This window comes from Bacillus sp. V2I10 (genome assembly GCF_030817055.1).
Lineage (GTDB): Bacteria > Bacillota > Bacilli > Bacillales > Bacillaceae > Bacillus_P.
Map to the genome: position 1 here is coordinate 1823329 of NZ_JAUSYV010000001.1, position 15040 is coordinate 1838368.

20 protein-coding genes are annotated in these 15040 nt (G+C 39.0%); 15 read left to right on the forward strand and 5 right to left on the reverse strand.

Annotation, left to right across the window (positions count from 1 at the left end; translation table 11 throughout):
• The first annotated feature begins 74 nt into the window (after window positions 1-74).
• A complete protein-coding gene (locus tag QFZ72_RS09130) occupies window positions 75-314 on the forward strand; it encodes a YrhC family protein (RefSeq protein ID WP_307432138.1) in 240 nt (79 codons plus the stop codon).
• A gap of 76 nt (window positions 315-390) precedes the next feature.
• Here QFZ72_RS09130 and QFZ72_RS09135 read toward each other — a convergent pair whose 3' ends face one another.
• Window positions 391-1137, reverse strand: a complete 747-nt coding sequence (locus QFZ72_RS09135) for an SGNH/GDSL hydrolase family protein (protein WP_307432142.1) — start codon at window positions 1135-1137, stop codon at window positions 391-393.
• 214 nt (window positions 1138-1351) lie between these two features.
• On the opposite strand from QFZ72_RS09135, the gene sigK reads away from it, so the two are divergent.
• Entirely contained in the window at window positions 1352-2080 is a 729-nt protein-coding gene (gene sigK, locus QFZ72_RS09140) for an RNA polymerase sporulation sigma factor SigK (protein ID WP_070874405.1), read from the forward strand.
• 185 nt (window positions 2081-2265) lie between these two features.
• On the opposite strand, the gene QFZ72_RS09145 is transcribed toward sigK, so the two are convergent.
• On the reverse strand, window positions 2266-2406 hold the full coding sequence (locus QFZ72_RS09145) for a YrzI family small protein (RefSeq protein ID WP_307432146.1): 141 nt from the start codon (window positions 2404-2406) through the stop codon (window positions 2266-2268).
• A gap of 418 nt (window positions 2407-2824) precedes the next feature.
• Between QFZ72_RS09145 and QFZ72_RS09150 the strand changes: the two genes are divergently transcribed.
• Complete coding sequence (locus tag QFZ72_RS09150) at window positions 2825-2989, forward strand: hypothetical protein (RefSeq protein WP_223436854.1); 165 nt, start codon at window positions 2825-2827, stop codon at window positions 2987-2989.
• A gap of 393 nt (window positions 2990-3382) precedes the next feature.
• Here the strand turns inward: QFZ72_RS09150 and pssA are convergent, their stop codons facing one another.
• Entirely contained in the window at window positions 3383-3922 is a 540-nt protein-coding gene (gene pssA / locus QFZ72_RS09155; RefSeq protein WP_307432152.1) for a CDP-diacylglycerol--serine O-phosphatidyltransferase, read from the reverse strand.
• A gap of 100 nt (window positions 3923-4022) precedes the next feature.
• Here pssA and QFZ72_RS09160 point away from each other — a divergent pair, with 100 nt between their 5' ends.
• Window positions 4023-4805 (forward strand): phosphatidylserine decarboxylase, encoded by a 783-nt coding sequence (locus tag QFZ72_RS09160; protein WP_307432155.1) that lies wholly within the window; start codon window positions 4023-4025, stop codon window positions 4803-4805.
• Window positions 4806-4831: 26 nt separating this feature from the next.
• On the opposite strand, the gene sda is transcribed toward QFZ72_RS09160, so the two are convergent.
• Complete coding sequence (gene sda / locus QFZ72_RS09165) at window positions 4832-4972, reverse strand: sporulation histidine kinase inhibitor Sda (protein WP_223436849.1); 141 nt, start codon at window positions 4970-4972, stop codon at window positions 4832-4834.
• Window positions 4973-5358: 386 nt separating this feature from the next.
• Between sda and QFZ72_RS09170 the strand changes: the two genes are divergently transcribed.
• Genes QFZ72_RS09170 through QFZ72_RS09205 form a run of 8 tightly spaced genes read left to right on the forward strand, consistent with a single transcriptional unit; the run spans window position 5359 to window position 10380 of the window.
• A complete protein-coding gene (locus QFZ72_RS09170) occupies window positions 5359-5877 on the forward strand; it encodes a YqeG family HAD IIIA-type phosphatase (RefSeq protein WP_223443571.1) in 519 nt (172 codons plus the stop codon).
• 7 nt (window positions 5878-5884) lie between these two features.
• Window positions 5885-6988 (forward strand): ribosome biogenesis GTPase YqeH, encoded by a 1104-nt coding sequence (gene yqeH, locus QFZ72_RS09175; protein ID WP_373464673.1) that lies wholly within the window; start codon window positions 5885-5887, stop codon window positions 6986-6988.
• A gap of 14 nt (window positions 6989-7002) precedes the next feature.
• Window positions 7003-7845 (forward strand): shikimate dehydrogenase, encoded by an 843-nt coding sequence (gene aroE, locus QFZ72_RS09180; protein WP_307432160.1) that lies wholly within the window; start codon window positions 7003-7005, stop codon window positions 7843-7845.
• Window positions 7839-8132, forward strand: a complete 294-nt coding sequence (gene yhbY, locus QFZ72_RS09185; protein ID WP_252201665.1) for a ribosome assembly RNA-binding protein YhbY — start codon at window positions 7839-7841, stop codon at window positions 8130-8132. Before aroE ends, yhbY begins: the two co-directional genes overlap by 7 nt.
• A 17-nt stretch (window positions 8133-8149) precedes the next feature.
• Window positions 8150-8719: a nicotinate-nucleotide adenylyltransferase gene (locus QFZ72_RS09190; RefSeq protein WP_307432164.1), complete on the forward strand. Its 570-nt coding sequence runs from the start codon at window positions 8150-8152 to the stop codon at window positions 8717-8719.
• Complete coding sequence (gene yqeK / locus QFZ72_RS09195) at window positions 8709-9287, forward strand: bis(5'-nucleosyl)-tetraphosphatase (symmetrical) YqeK (RefSeq protein WP_307432167.1); 579 nt, start codon at window positions 8709-8711, stop codon at window positions 9285-9287. The genes QFZ72_RS09190 and yqeK overlap by 11 nt, the downstream gene beginning before the upstream one ends.
• Window positions 9284-9640, forward strand: coding sequence for a ribosome silencing factor (gene rsfS, locus QFZ72_RS09200; protein ID WP_307432170.1), 357 nt, complete (start codon window positions 9284-9286; stop codon window positions 9638-9640). Before yqeK ends, rsfS begins: the two co-directional genes overlap by 4 nt.
• Complete coding sequence (locus QFZ72_RS09205; RefSeq protein WP_307432173.1) at window positions 9637-10380, forward strand: class I SAM-dependent DNA methyltransferase; 744 nt, start codon at window positions 9637-9639, stop codon at window positions 10378-10380. Before rsfS ends, QFZ72_RS09205 begins: the two co-directional genes overlap by 4 nt.
• A gap of 77 nt (window positions 10381-10457) precedes the next feature.
• Here the strand turns inward: QFZ72_RS09205 and comER are convergent, their stop codons facing one another.
• A complete protein-coding gene (gene comER, locus QFZ72_RS09210; protein WP_307432175.1) occupies window positions 10458-11282 on the reverse strand; it encodes a late competence protein ComER in 825 nt (274 codons plus the stop codon).
• An 84-nt stretch (window positions 11283-11366) separates the two neighbouring features.
• On the opposite strand from comER, the gene QFZ72_RS09215 reads away from it, so the two are divergent.
• The 3 genes from QFZ72_RS09215 to QFZ72_RS09225 all read left to right on the forward strand — a co-directional run bounded on the left by QFZ72_RS09215 (window position 11367) and on the right by QFZ72_RS09225 (window position 14957).
• Entirely contained in the window at window positions 11367-11996 is a 630-nt protein-coding gene (locus QFZ72_RS09215) for a helix-hairpin-helix domain-containing protein (RefSeq protein ID WP_307432177.1), read from the forward strand.
• Window positions 11997-12067: 71 nt separating this feature from the next.
• Window positions 12068-12616 (forward strand): ComE operon protein 2, encoded by a 549-nt coding sequence (locus QFZ72_RS09220; RefSeq protein WP_307432181.1) that lies wholly within the window; start codon window positions 12068-12070, stop codon window positions 12614-12616.
• Window positions 12617-12623: 7 nt separating this feature from the next.
• Window positions 12624-14957 carry a DNA internalization-related competence protein ComEC/Rec2 gene (locus tag QFZ72_RS09225; protein WP_307432184.1) on the forward strand — a complete coding sequence of 778 codons (2334 nt, stop codon included), beginning with the start codon at window positions 12624-12626 and terminating at the stop codon, window positions 14955-14957.
• Window positions 14958-15040 lie beyond the last annotated feature (83 nt).

The window sequence follows — 15040 nt, forward strand, 5'->3', positions numbered from 1 at the left end:
ATTTACATGCATAAATCACCGCTGCTATATGTTATGTTTTAGTAGAGACACATTTATGGCAGGTGAAAAGTAAAATGAATAAAAAACATGTTCGGCACCTAATGACAGATTACAAGAGATACGCATTTGTGCTGCTTGCAGTCAGTGTCTTTTTATATATGGGCATGCTGATTCCCGCACAGGGCCAAGAACCCAGTGCAATAAAAGAATATGTGATGATGGGGACGACTTCAGTCTTCTTGGCAGCAGCCTTTTTCTGTTTTAAACGATCCATCACATATAAGAAGCGTTTAGATGAGCAGGAAGATGCTTAAAGAAGGAACATGCATGCTTTCTGTCTGTAATTTTATATAAAAAGAAGAACCCATTCCAGCCTTAGGATGGGTTCTTTTACTTAGAATTGAGCACTTTGCTTTCAAGGATGGATAAATAAATTAGTTCTGCTCCCTGTGGCGTCATATGATTGCCTGATGGATCGATGATTCCTGAATTTAATAAAGCTTCATCCGAATCTCCGCCGGCAAACTTCACCATATTTGTCCAATTATCTATTAAAGTAACATCATTTTTATATGCGACTTCGCGGGTAATATCGTTGTATGAGTTATGCCAGTTCCTGGCTCCATCAGTATGAGCATAAAGCTTCTTCGGATAGCGGGTGTAGTATAGTTTGTCATTGCCCTTTCCTTCTACAATCGGCAAACAGGTCATAAGGACTGGAGTGCCGCCGGCATGCCTTACTTCTCGCACGTAATAGAGAAGATTTTCTTTAAAACGTGCATGGTCTACTTTAGGTTTCCCATTCGGCAAAATGACTGCATCATTTGTTCCAAACATGATGAAAACCAAATTCGGATCCATTTTCAGCACATCACGCTTAAAGCGTTTCCTTGCATCCTCAGTGGTTTCACCGCCAACCCCGGCATTATGGATCAAAGCCTGCCCGTTATTCACAGGCAAAGTGGATTTTATTAAATTTACCCATTTATCTGTATCTTGATAATTGCGGATGGTCCAGTTGGCGCCGCGCGTATTGCTGTCGCCAAAGGCCACAATCGTATATCTTTCTGATCGATTTCCGCAGCTCATTAATAGTAAAATCACAAGAAAAGCGGCAAGAGACAAATACTTTTTCAAAAAAAGCACCTCCAAATCACTAAAATCCATTATTAATCAAATAAATGGAAGAATCAATAGGGTTCTCAAAAGTGTCACAATGTATGCGTTTTAATTCTAAATAAATACAGGATAATTCCGTACAATCTTTCTTAGTACAGACACAAACATGCCCCGCTTTACATACAAATGTTTTATAGGCTAAAGCCTACATTCTGTATGTGGAGGTGGGTCAATGTCAGGGGTTTTAGCAGCTTTAGGATACTTATTAAAGGAATTAGTCTTTCTAGTATCATATGTAAAAAACAATGCCTTCCCTCAGCCTTTGTCAGCAAATGATGAAAAGAAGTATCTCAGGCTTATGGCGACTGGGGATGAACATGCCCGCAACATGCTGATTGAACATAATCTGCGGCTTGTAGCACATATTGTCAAGAAATTTGAAAACACCGGCGAGGACTCAGAGGATCTTATTTCTATCGGGACAATCGGCCTGATAAAAGCCATTGAAAGCTACTCGGAAGGAAAAGGAACAAAGCTTGCAACCTATGCTGCAAGGTGTATTGAAAATGAGATTCTCATGCACCTGAGAGCACTGAAGAAAACAAAGAAAGATGTTTCCCTGCATGATCCTATTGGACAGGATAAGGAAGGAAACGAGATAAGCCTGATAGATGTCTTAAAGTCAGAATCAGAAGATGTCATTGATACCATTCAGCTGAATATGGAGCTTGAAAAAGTGAAAGAATTCATTGATATTCTTGATGAACGGGAGAAAGAAGTAATTGTCGGAAGGTTCGGGCTAGATCTTCAGAAGGAGAAAACGCAGCGGGAAATTGCGAAGGAGCTTGGGATCTCAAGGAGTTATGTTTCAAGAATCGAGAAAAGGGCCTTAATGAAGATGTTTCATGAATTTTACCGGGCAGAAAAAGAAAAGAAAAACCAGCAAAAAAGCAAAGGATAAAAAAGCGAAGAACCTGTGAGGTTTCTTCGCTTTTTTTTGATAATAAATGAAATGATAGATGCAGCGGATGTATGGATGGTGCGCCTATGCAGTATCCTTCTCCACATTGAGGTGCATTCTTAAAACCATTTGAATCATCATTTTAACTCTCTCCTTTCTATTTATGGTTGTGGTGAAAATATAGATTAGTTGCCGTTGTACATTTGAAAGCATTTGTTCATCATTGCTTCATATGACTTGAAAACTTGTTCTTCATGCTGCACTTGATCGATTGATTTTTGCTTTCGTTTAATTGTTAAAGTAACAAATAATAAGTGGATGGTCATACCTATCACCTCCTTTAAATATTTTCCTTAAAATGTAAAATGCCACAGGGCATACCTGTGGCGTGAAACGTTCATATGAAAATGAGCATAAAAACGCCACAGGCAGATACTACTCAACCTGTGGCGGAAAGGACAATACTAAATTAGGATTGTGCACCAGTTCGGTCGAATAGAGAGATATTTAATTGGTTCATTTCTAATTGACTGATCAACATTTGATTCGACCTCCCTTTTCATAAATTTGATTACATTGGTAATTATATCCACAATAGAAGATATTGTAAACCCTTTTTTCACAAAATAGGCACAATTTTTTTGAAAACCAGGTGAAAACACTGTTATCGGCGGCAGCTGCCTATACAAAGTAGATGCATGTCACATATTTTATCAGTACAGTCAGATAAAGGAGGTCTCTCTAATGCGCTCGTGTTCACCCTTTTATGGACCGCCTGCTTTATATCCGTACCCATATCCTTATGCACCATACACCGGTTTTGGCTACTGGTATGCCTTTATTGTGGTACTTCTGATTCTTCTCCTTGTTCTTGGAGGAGGTTATTACTACAATAACTACTGCAAATAGCCAAAAAAAACACCTCATCGAATGAGGTGTCAGGCTGTCGACAAAGTCGGCAGCTATTTTCTTTATCTAGATGAGGTTCAAGATATAGTATGATTTTTTTGAATAGATATCAATATATGCAAAAATTCAAGAAACAAAAACCCCTTTTTCTTCAATAATTTCTCTGGAAAAGGGGTTTGTCTACACTCTGACACCTCATCGAATGAGGTGTCAGGCTGTCGACAAAGTCGGCAGCTATTTTCTTTATCTAGATGAGGTTCAAGATATAGTATGATTTTTTTGAATAGATATCAATATATGCAAAATTCAAGAAACAAAAACCCCTTTTTCTTCAATAATTTCTCTGGAAAAGGGGTTTGTCTATACTCTGACACCTCATCGAATGAGGTGTTTCTACATTTTTCTGATTTTGAATGAAGCAATCATACAAAATGATAAAATCATAAGCAAAAACATGTAATAGTAAGCCGGCATGAAATCCTTCCAAAGATAGCTTAACGTCAGAATACACCCTGCTGCTGTAATTGGAAGCCCATTGAAGAAGCCGCAGTTGTCAGATATGTTAAACCTTGCCAGTCTGAAAGCGCCGCATCCAATGTATAAGACGATAAAAAATGCGCCCGGAGCACCTAACTCAAAAAGAATTCCTTTATAAAGAAGTAGTGCGGGGGCTACACCAAATGATATAATATCACTCATTGAATCCAATTGCTTACCGAGTTCGGATTCAATATTAAACTTTCTGGCAACCATCCCATCAAACCGGTCTGCAAGTGCTGCGAGAAAAATAAGCAATAGACTTAGTTTTAAGACATCATTTATTGTATACAGAATCGCAAAACCGCCAAGGCCGAGATTGACGAGCGTAAGAAGATTGGCAGTATTTGCTTTTATTTTTTTTACTGTTGCGTCTACATAACTTATAAAAAACATAATTGCACTTCCTTATAATTGCATAAATGACCATTTAAGCCTACTTTTATTCTATGCATCAAAATCAATGTAGTAAAGTAATTTTTTTTGGAGGACTAAATTGAAAAAAAAACTGTACCAAAATCTAATTGAATTAACAAACTCTCTGCCTGTTTCAAAGTTTATCATGAAATTTGCTGAATCATCCCGCAGCCGTTTTATTATTCCGTCATATGTGAAGATTTATCAAGTCAATGTAAATGAAGCTAAAAAGCAGTTAGATGCCTATCCGTCTCTGCATGATTTTTTTATTCGGGAATTAAAAGAAGATGCAAGAACATTTGATGATAACCAAAATCATATCATAAGTCCTGTTGATGCCGTCATAGAACAATTCGGCACTATTTCTTCACATGATGCCATTATTGTCAAAAATCAGCCTTATTCTATTCACGATATGCTTGAAGATCCTGCTTTAGCAGAGAAGTATATAAATGGTTCGTTTATTGTTCTGTATTTGAGTCCGAGTCATTATCACCGCATACATAGTCCGGCTTCAGGAACGGTTGTTAAACAGTATGAGCTCGGGAATAAATCCTATCCAGTTAACAGATGGGGCTTAATGTACGGAAAATCACCACTGTCAAAGAATTTCCGGACTATTACAGAAATTAAAGAAGAAGATCATAATCATCTTGCAGTTGTTAAAATAGGGGCAATGTTTATAAATACGATTCAATTAACTCATGCTAATGAAAAGGTGCAAAAAGGAGAAGAGCTGGGTTATTTTTCTTTTGGATCTACAGTTGTTCTGCTGTTTGAAAAACACAAAACTGATTTTGCAGATTCAGTTGCACTGAAGAAGGAAGTGAAAGCAGGAGAGGTATTGGCTGTGAAAAAATGAAAAGAGGGGACTTCACGCTTTAAAAGCTAGCTGGACGCTTTTAAAACGTGAGTCAGAGAGCGGCGTTTAATTTCAATTTTTATCAATTCAATAAAATCTTCGCTTAAATTCATCTCTGTTGCTTTAAAATACGATTCAATCAATAGTTCATCAGATAGTTTACGCATCACTTTTCGCCGAATTTCCGGCTTGCACCTCCAATTATGGATAAGGTAAGGGTTCTATATATCAACACCATGCATATACTAATATGTTATTTTCTGCTAGTAAATTTAATTTAACACGAATTAAAAAATAGAACAATCGTTCTCTTATCCACAGAAGATGGTGGATAAGCTGTTAATATCTTGTTTATAATTTCTTTAGTAGAGGAATTTATATGAGTGTATAATGTGTATAATCTTATCCACAGGTGTTGATTTTTTACAAGTTTTGTCGAAAAATTTATTGAATACTTTCAGTTGATTTCCTCGGATGTCAAGTTTCTTTTGAAAGAACGTGCAAAATCAGATATGATGTAATTTGGCCAAAAAATGTTCGATGAGGTGTTTATATAATGTTAAAACTATTCCTGCCCGGTGAATATGTAAAAAATATCTTTGAAATATCTCCAACGGCTCTAAAAGAGCGCGGAGTGAAAGGGATTATTACAGACTTGGATAATACCCTTGTGGAGTGGGACCGTCCTAGCGCTACACCAAAGCTGATTGAATGGTTTAAAGATGTGAAAGATCATGGAATCGCTGTAACGATTGTATCTAATAATGTAGAAAAACGGGTGAAATCATTTTCAGACCCGCTAAACATTCCATTTATATATAAAGCGAGAAAGCCTATGGGCAAAGCGTTCAGACGTGCTGTGAAGAATATGAATCTGGAAAAAAAAGATGTGGTTGTCATTGGTGACCAGCTTTTAACAGACGTTCTCGGAGGAAACCGCAATGGTTTTCATACCATTTTAGTTGTGCCAGTAGCTTCTACGGATGGTCTTGTGACAAGGTTTAACCGTAAAATTGAACGCAGAATTTTAGCTGCTCTTAAAAGAAAAGGCTTAATTCAATGGGAGGATTAAACTAGTGATAGAAGAACAATTTGTTTGCATTGGCTGCGGTGTAAAGATTCAAACGGGAAATCAGGACGAGCTTGGATATGCGCCTGAGAGTACACTGCAAAAGGAAGTTATGATTTGCCAAAGATGCTTTCGTCTGAAAAATTACAATGAAATACAAGATGTTTCATTAACTGATGAAGATTTCCTTAAGATCCTGCACGGTATAGGAGATACAAATGCTCTTGTCGTGAAAATCGTGGATATTTTTGATTTCAACGGAAGCTGGCTGAATGGTCTTCAGCGTTTCGTTGGAGGAAATCCAATTTTGCTTGTTGGAAATAAAGCGGATATCTTGCCGAAATCCGTTAAGAAGCAAAAATTAATCAGCTGGATGAAGCGTGAAGCGAAGGAATTTGGATTAAATCCTGTTGATGTTTTCCTGATCAGTTCTGCGAGAGGACAGGGTATTCCGGAAGTAACCGATGCGATTGAGCAATACCGCGAAGGTCAGGATGTATATGTAGTGGGCTGTACGAATGTTGGGAAATCTACGTTTATTAACCGGATTATTAAAGAAGTATCGGGAGAAAAAGACGTTATTACGACTTCTCACTTCCCAGGTACTACTCTCGATTTAATCGAGATCCCGCTTGATGACGGGTCCTCATTATATGATACACCTGGAATCATTAATCATCATCAAATGGCCCATTTCGTAGATAAAAACGACCTCAAGCTTTTGTCTCCTAAAAAGGAAGTCAAGCCAAAGGTTTTTCAATTAAATGAAATGCAGACTTTATTCTTCGGCGGACTTGCACGCCTGGATTATTTAAGCGGCGGAAGAACTTCTTTGACATGCTATGTCCCTTCCGAACTGAATATTCATCGGACGAAACAGGAAAATGCAGATGATCTGTACAAAAGGCACGCAGGCGATATGCTTACGCCTCCAAGAATGGAGCAGCTGGAAGAATTCCCTGAACTTACTGCACATGAATTTACAATCAAGGAAGATAAAACAGATATTGTTTTCTCCGGACTTGGCTGGGTGACGGTAAACGAAGGGAATAAGAAAGTAACGGCGTATGCCCCTAAAGGTGTAAATGTTACATTAAGACCATCATTAATCTGATTGGGAGAGACTTTATGAATAGAGTATATGGACTGATTGGATGTCCTGTCGGGCATTCCATGTCACCGCTTATACACAATGATGCTTTTTTGCAAAAAGAGATAAAAGCTTCCTATCATGCTTTTCATGTTGAGAAAGATGATTTACAGGCTGCGATAGCAGGAATGAAGGCTTTAGGAATAGCGGGTTTTAATGTGACAATTCCGCATAAGGTTTCCATTATCCCATTTTTAGACAAGCTTGATAAGAGTGCTGAACTCCTCGGAGCGGTTAATACCGTTCTTAATAAAGATGGCTGTTTAGTAGGGTATAATACAGATGGTCAGGGATATTTACAGTCTTTAAAACATCTTCTGAACAAGCCTCTGCACGAGCAGAGATATTTAATTATTGGCGCAGGCGGAGCGGCAAGAGCGATTTACTTTACTCTGGCTGCTGAAGGCTGCGCGAACATTGATCTTGCCAACAGAACCCTTTCAAAAGCAGAGCAGCTTATGGAGGAATGTCCTGCCGGAAGTGCCGGAAGTGTTCTTTCGCTCAGCGAGTCAGAGCAGAGACTTTCAAACTTTGATGTCATCATTCAGACAACTTCGATCGGGATGCACCCGAATACTTCGCAGAAGCCTTTTGAGGTGACAAACCTTAAAAAAGGTTCTATTGTGAGTGACATCGTCTATAATCCTGTGAAGACAGCCCTTTTAAAGGAAGCAGAAGAGGCCGGAGCAAAAACATTGAATGGAGTCGGGATGTTTGTTCATCAGGCAGCTCTTTCATTTGAAATTTGGACCGGTGAAAAGCCCGATACAGCAAGAATGAGTGAATTAGTTTACGAACAATTAGGAGGATTTACATGTTAACTGGTAAACAGAAACGTTTTTTACGTGCAGAAGCACATCATTTAAACCCGATTTTCCAAGTGGGGAAAGGCGGGGTTAATGAAAATATGATCCAGCAGATCGCTGATGTGCTTGAAGTCAGAGAATTGATCAAAGTCAGTGTTCTTCAGAACTGTGAAGAGGATCGAGATTCAGTAGCAGAAGCGCTGTCAAAAGGGGCAAAAGCTGAGCTTGTTCAAGTGATCGGGAACACAATTGTTTTATATAAAGAATCAAAAGAAAATAAACAACTTAAGCTGCCTAGATAAATAGAGAGGTGGAGATGATGAGGAAAATCGGAATATTTGGAGGTACATTTGACCCTCCCCATTTTGGACACTTATTAATGGCAAGTGAAGTATTGCATTCTCTTCATCTTCATGAAATTTGGTTTATGCCAAACCAAAATCCGCCCCACAAGGACAGTGACGTCACAACTGACAGCATACATAGGCTGCAAATGCTTCAGTTGTGTACAGAAAAGCGGCCAGGGTTTAAGGTACAGAGCATTGAATTTGAGAGAAATGGCCCGTCGTACACATACGATACAATTATATTGCTGAAAAACCAATATCCAGACTGCTCGTTTTATTTTATTATTGGGGCAGACATGATAGAGTTTCTGCCCCAATGGCATAAAGTTGATCAGCTGATTGAACTTGTTCAATTTGTTGGCGTTAAACGTGCAGGCTTTGAATCAGATACAGAATATCCAATCATTGAAGTCGATGCGCCAATCTTTGAAGTATCTTCTACTATGCTTAGAGAGCGGATAAGACTTGGGCATGCCACAGATTATTTACTGCCGGATGAAGTGAGAGGCTATATTGAGGAGAATCACTTATATGGACCGTGAAAAAGCATTAGCACTAGTGAAGGAACATTTAACAGATCACAGATATGAGCATACAATCGGAGTAATGGAAACGGCAATTGTACTCGCAAGGCTATATGGAGCAGATGTGAAAAAAGCCGAGACAGCAGCCATTTTTCATGATTATGCAAAGTTTCGCAGAAAAGATGAGATGAAACAAATCATTATCGAGCAGAATATGACTAAGGAATTGTTGATTCACAGTCCGGAACTATGGCATGCTCCTGTTGGTGCTTATCTTGCAGAAAAAGAAGCAGGAATTAAGGATAAAGAAATTCTGGATGCAATCAGGTATCATACATCAGGAAGAGAAAATATGACGCTGCTTGATAAAGTTATATATGTAGCAGATTATATTGAACCGGGCAGAATCTTTCCCGGTGCAGATGAAGTAAGAGAACTTGCAAAGAACGATTTAAACAAAGCGCTGATAGTGTCAATGAAAAATACGATTTTATTTTTGCTGAAAAAAAATCAGCCAATTTATCCGCAGACTCTGCAATCTTATAATTTTTTGGTTTTTGAAGAAAAAGGAGGAACATTATATTGACTGGTAAAGAAACGCTGGAAATTGTAGCAAAAGCAGCAGATGACAAAAGAGGAGAAGATATCGTAGCTCTGAAAATGGAAGGAATCTCATTAATTGCAGATTACTTCTTAATTTGTCACGGAAATTCAGATAAACAAGTTCAGGCAATTGCACGAGAGATGAAGGATCAAGCGGGACAAAACGGCATTGAAGTGAAACGTCTAGAAGGGTTTGATGAGGCGCGATGGGTTCTGATTGATATGGGTGATGTAGTTGCACACGTCTTCCATAAAGACGAGCGCAACTATTACAAGCTTGAAAAACTTTGGGGAGATGCACCTTCTGAAAATCTGGAGAGTGTCCTTACACAATGATTTATAAAGGGTTTGCCGAGATTTACGATGAACTGATGAAAGAGGCTCCTTATACGCTTTGGACAGAATTTCTTCATGAAAGGATGTTCATGTTCGGAAATGGCGGGACCAATGTGCTTGATTTAGGCTGCGGAACTGGAGAAATTTCCATCAGGCTGAAACAAAAAGGTTACCAAGTTACAGGTATGGATATCAGCGAAGAAATGCTGTCGATTGCCTTTCAGAAAACGGCTGAAATGGGATTAAGCATTCCTTATTTTCAGCATGATATGAGATTGCCCGGTGAACTTGGACAATTATTTGACGGCATCTTCATATGCTGTGATTCTCTTAATTACCTTCAGTCGGAAGAAGATGTTCATGCGGCATTGCATGCTGCATTTGAGCAGCTTGCTCCTGGCGGGATTCTTGTTTTTGATGTGCATTCATTATACAAAATACATGAAATATTTAATGAAGCTACATTTGCTGATAATAACGATGAAGTCAGCTATATATGGAACAGCTTTATTGGAGATGCGCCGGACAGCATTGAACACGATTTGTCCTTTTTTGTAAGACGGGGCTCAATGTATGAGCGATTCGACGAATATCATATTCAAAGAACTTATTCTGTTAATCAATATGAAGAGATGCTTGGTCAAGCTGGATTTACTTTGCTTGAGGTCAGTGCAGATTTTAAAAATCAGCCTCCTGAACAACATTCTGAGAGAATCTTTTTTGTTGCTGCAAAGAAATAAAAAACCATCGGATTTTTTCGATGGTTTTTTTTATGAGCAGGAAGGAAAATATAATTTGATGGAGAATTCCTTAGGTATCACTCATACCTTTCGAATTGTTCTTTTACCTCTCTTAAGTCCTCATTGTATTTCCTGTGGGTTCTCTGAAATAAGTGCTCAAACACCTCACCAATTTCAGCCTCCATTACACTGATGCCTTCACCTGTTACACCGCCTTTTACACACACCTTCTCCTGTAAAGTTGGAAGTGTATACAGTTCGCTCTCTAAAAGCTTTCCAAGCCCTATTACCATTTCACTCGTTAACTGGACAGCCTGATGTTTTGTAATTTCCGTTTCTCTGACTGCCGCATCAATAAATCTTTGGAGAAGATAGCTGAAAAAAGCCGGGCCGCAGCTGACAATATCGGATGAAACTCTTGTTATGTGATCTTCAATTGTAAAAGGATTTGAAATGGCCTGAAATAATTCTTCGATTGACTTCCGCATAGATGGGCTGCAGTTTCCATAAGTAAGTAAAGAAACACCTGATAGAGCCCGATTTGTAATGCTTGGTATGGCACGGGCGACCTGACAATCAACAATAGACTGAAGCTGCTCAACATTAATGGGACTAGTTATAGAGATAATGCACTGATCTTTTCGTAAATAGGGTGATAATTTAACTAAAAGGGGGTAAATGTCAAGCGGCTTTACGCATATAAAAATAAGCTCAGATTGCCGAGCGATTTCATCAGGCGTTAAATATAAGTTTATTCTTGGATACTGTTTTTTCAGGTTTGCAGCTTTCTCAAACGTACGATTTGTAATATGAATGGCTGAGGGCTTAAGTGCATTCGATTCAATAAACGCTTCAATTAATATTTTCCCCATATTCCCTGTTCCAATAAAGCCTGCGTTCAATGTTTCATCCCCTCCTTTAACATACTTTCTCCTACACTTTATGAAAAAAGTTAAAAAAATATGAATCACATGAAGGAGTAATGAATGGAAATTCTAAAAAAATATAAATACTTACTTGGTTTAATAGGAATTTCTGCAGCTCTGTTTCTGTATCAAATGCAGCAAAACTCAATTCCTTCCGAACAAAGCACTCAAATGGACAAAGATGAAGCTTCTTTATTAATCGGAGAACAGGTTTTAGAAGAGGATCCCGATTCAGATGCTGCCAATGAAGAGCAGACAGTCATTGTTGATGTAAAAGGGGAAGTTCAAAAGCCTGGTGTATATGAAATGAAGCATGGAGAAAGGTTTCATCATGTTATTGAAAAAGCTGGCGGCTTAACGAAAGCTGCGGATGCGGTCCAAATCAATCTTGCAGCGATGCTTGAAGACGGAATGGTTGTCTATATCCCAAAACTCGGAGAGACAGCAGAAGATAACGTTCAGCAGCCTGCAGCAGCTGGAGTTGACGCGGGAGAACAGAAGGTCAATCTTAATCATGCAACAGCAGAAGAGCTCCAGACGCTCACAGGAATTGGCCCGGCAAAGGCGGAAGCCATTCTTTCTTACCGGGAAGAAGCGGGAGGTTTCAAAACGATTGAGGATCTCATGAACGTTCCAGGGATAGGAGAAAAATCATTCGAAAAATTTAAAGACAGTATTTCTGTAAAATGAATTGACGGGCTTTTCCTTCTATCGATACACTAAAGGAAGAGCTACAGCTACTTCTACAAATGGGGGATAACATGAACAGAATTTCCTGGAATCAGTATTTTATGGCACAAAGTCATCTGCTTGCGCTAAGAAGCACATGTACTCGCCTTGCAGTAGGAGCAACAATCGTCAGGGACAAGCGCATTATTGCCGGAGGATATAACGGTTCGATTGCAGGAGGTGTCCATTGCATTGATGAGGGATGCTATGTAATCGATAATCACTGTGTGAGAACCATTCATGCAGAAATGAATGCTTTGCTGCAATGTGCTAAATTTGGCGTGCCGACCGCAGGAGCAGAAATATATGTAACACATTTTCCTTGTCTGCAATGCTGCAAAGCCCTTATTCAAAGCGGCATCAAAAAGGTCTATTTTGCTGAAAGCTACAAAAATCACCCGTATGCAGCCGAGCTATTTGAACAAGCAGGTGTTCATGTAGAGCAGGTTGAGACGAATGAGGACCCTTTAGCTTCCGAACAGAGAAAATTTATTGATGAATTGCTTGAAAAATTAAATGATGACCCTGAGCGGAATACGCTTTTAGAAAAAGCAAAAAAGCTGTTCAAAAGCAACGTATAATTTCGGCATGTCTAAAATAAGCTATCAAGGAAAGCTCATCTATTTTGCGGCAGCAGCCGGTTTAGCCGTTGCTGCTGCAAAATTTCCATTCGACCCGATTTCCCTCTTCATTATACTTCTCTTTTATGCACATCTTCTTTTACGCAAAAAAATGACTTTGCTGATTGGCTGTATGGGCATTTTCACCCTCTTCATTCTTCATTTTTACGCAGAAGAAAAAGGCAATATTACAGGATTCGCTGAAGGCAGAATTACTGTTCAAGGCAAATTCGCTGACTTTCCTGAAATAGACGGGAATCAATTGAAAGGTGTTATAAATGTTAACAAAGAAAAGATAACTGCCGTATACTATTTCAGTTCAGAGGAAGAGAAAAACAGGTTCAAACTATTGGAAATAAGTACATCTTGTACATTTAAAGGGGAATTAAAGCCCCCTAAACATGCAACGAACCCGAATGCTTTTGATTATTCAGATTACCTAAAATACAATAGAATCCATTGGGTGCTGACTGCCGATTCTATTGATCAATGCAGGAATTCAGATCAAACATTAGTAGAAAAATTGAAAGAATACAGACAAGATGGAATTCAATTTATTTCTGATGTGTTTCCAAAGGAATCCAAAGGGATTGTACAAGCTCTTTTGTACGGGGAACGTTCTCATATTTCCGAGGATATAAACAAGGCATATCAGGAGCTGGGCATCGTTCATTTGCTTGCAATCTCTGGTCTCCATGTCGGTATTTTAGTTTCTGGACTATACTATTTTCTGATCAGAACGGGAATGACACATGAAAAAACGAAACTTCTTTTAATCTTGTCCCTGCCGGTTTACTGCATAATCGCTGGAGGGGCACCCTCCGTTCTCAGGGCTGCAGGGATGAGCATGCTTTATCTTGCATCAAAACAAATGAAGCTGCAGCTTTCCACGATTGATGTTATTTCTGTTACGTTCCTTGTTCTGCTATTTGCTGATCCATATTATTTATTTAATGTTGGATTTCAATTGTCCTTTTCTGTAAGTATTGCGCTCATCCTGTCAGCCCGGGCTTTTTCAAAAATCCCCAACCGCTTTTATCAGCTGCTGGCAGTTTCGTCAGTAGCCCAGCTCGCATCCCTTCCGATTATTTTGTACAGCTTTTATCAAATTTCCATTTTAAGCCTGCCAATGAATATTCTATTTGTGCCTTTTTATTCTGTGGTCATTCTCCCTTTATCACTGGCCTCAGTGTTTGGGATGATTATTTTTTCTCCATTAGGCTCAATCCTCATAGCCGTAACGGATCTTTTGCTGAAAATAAGCAATAACATTGTTCTGTTTATCAACAGCTTGCCTTCCTTCATGCTTCTGTTTGGCAAACCATCTTTTCTGTTTCTTTTTCTATTTACCGTATTCCTTTGCCTGGCTTTTATCGTTTACGAGAAGTCCAATCGATTGATAGAAATGCGGCTATTCGTTTTATTCATTGTCCTTCTCCTTTTTTATCAGTACGAATCGGAGTATTTCGTACAGACAGGCGAGATCGTGATGCTTGATGTCGGTCAGGGTGACTCCATTTATCTCTCAGCACCGCATAATCAGGGGACATACTTAATTGATACGGGCGGCATACTCTCATTTAATCAGGAAAAATGGAAAGAAAAAAGCAATCCTTATTCGATCGCTGAAGATACTCTTATTCCTTTTCTAAAATCAAAAGGCAAAAGAACACTTGATAAATTGATTTTGACTCATGGAGATGCAGATCATGCGGGTGAGGTTACCAAACTTCTTGATGAAATTCGTGTCAGAGAGCTGATTGTGCCATATGGTTTTTTAAGAGGAGAATTTGAGCAGGAAATCATTGATAAAGCGAAAAGTAAAGGAACCGAGGTGTCCGTATTGAAAAGCGGGGACGCTGTATCTGACTCATTTTTCAAATTGAACATCGTATCTCCAATCGCGTTGTCAGAGAGTAAAAATGACGATTCACTCGTTATATTTGCTAAGATTGGGGGCTTAAACTGGCTGTTTACAGGTGATCTTGAGCACGAAGGAGAAAAGCGTATTCTAGAAAAATATAAAGGATTAAAAACCGATGTATTAAAGGTTGGACATCATGGAAGCAAGGGGTCTACTTCAGATTCGTTTTTAAAGCAGCTTCAGCCAAAGATTGCTTTAATTTCAGCAGGGGAGAACAACCGGTATCATCATCCTCATAATGAAGTGATCGGGCTGCTTCAGAAATATGGGATGGAAATTCTTCAAACGAAGGATCATGGTTCGATTACTTTTAAATTTAGTGGAGATAGTGGAACGTTTTCCGTTCAGCCTCCATACGATAACGTATCAGATAAATGATTTTTGCAATTAGAAAAGCGGAAGCGCCTTGGGCAGTTCTGTCAGGCAGATCCGTTCTGACCGAGAAGTCAGGCGCTTGTGCT

Bases quoted from the DNA above. Each gene is read 5' to 3' on its own strand.
- QFZ72_RS09130 (WP_307432138.1), top strand. From the start codon at position 75: ATGAATAAAAAACATGTTCGGCACCTAATGACAGATTACAAGAGATAC.
- sigK (WP_070874405.1), top strand. From the start codon at position 1,352: ATGTCAGGGGTTTTAGCAGCTTTAGGATACTTATTAAAGGAATTAGTC.
- QFZ72_RS09145 (WP_307432146.1), bottom strand. From the start codon at position 2,406: ATGACCATCCACTTATTATTTGTTACTTTAACAATTAAACGAAAGCAA.
- QFZ72_RS09150 (WP_223436854.1), top strand. From the start codon at position 2,825: ATGCGCTCGTGTTCACCCTTTTATGGACCGCCTGCTTTATATCCGTAC.
- pssA (WP_307432152.1), bottom strand. From the start codon at position 3,922: ATGTTTTTTATAAGTTATGTAGACGCAACAGTAAAAAAAATAAAAGCA.
- sda (WP_223436849.1), bottom strand. From the start codon at position 4,972: ATGCGTAAACTATCTGATGAACTATTGATTGAATCGTATTTTAAAGCA.
- aroE (WP_307432160.1), top strand. From the start codon at position 7,003: ATGAATAGAGTATATGGACTGATTGGATGTCCTGTCGGGCATTCCATG.
- yhbY (WP_252201665.1), top strand. From the start codon at position 7,839: ATGTTAACTGGTAAACAGAAACGTTTTTTACGTGCAGAAGCACATCAT.
- QFZ72_RS09190 (WP_307432164.1), top strand. From the start codon at position 8,150: ATGAGGAAAATCGGAATATTTGGAGGTACATTTGACCCTCCCCATTTT.
- yqeK (WP_307432167.1), top strand. From the start codon at position 8,709: ATGGACCGTGAAAAAGCATTAGCACTAGTGAAGGAACATTTAACAGAT.
- QFZ72_RS09205 (WP_307432173.1), top strand. From the start codon at position 9,637: ATGATTTATAAAGGGTTTGCCGAGATTTACGATGAACTGATGAAAGAG.
- QFZ72_RS09215 (WP_307432177.1), top strand. From the start codon at position 11,367: ATGGAAATTCTAAAAAAATATAAATACTTACTTGGTTTAATAGGAATT.
- QFZ72_RS09220 (WP_307432181.1), top strand. From the start codon at position 12,068: ATGAACAGAATTTCCTGGAATCAGTATTTTATGGCACAAAGTCATCTG.
- QFZ72_RS09225 (WP_307432184.1), top strand. From the start codon at position 12,624: ATGTCTAAAATAAGCTATCAAGGAAAGCTCATCTATTTTGCGGCAGCA.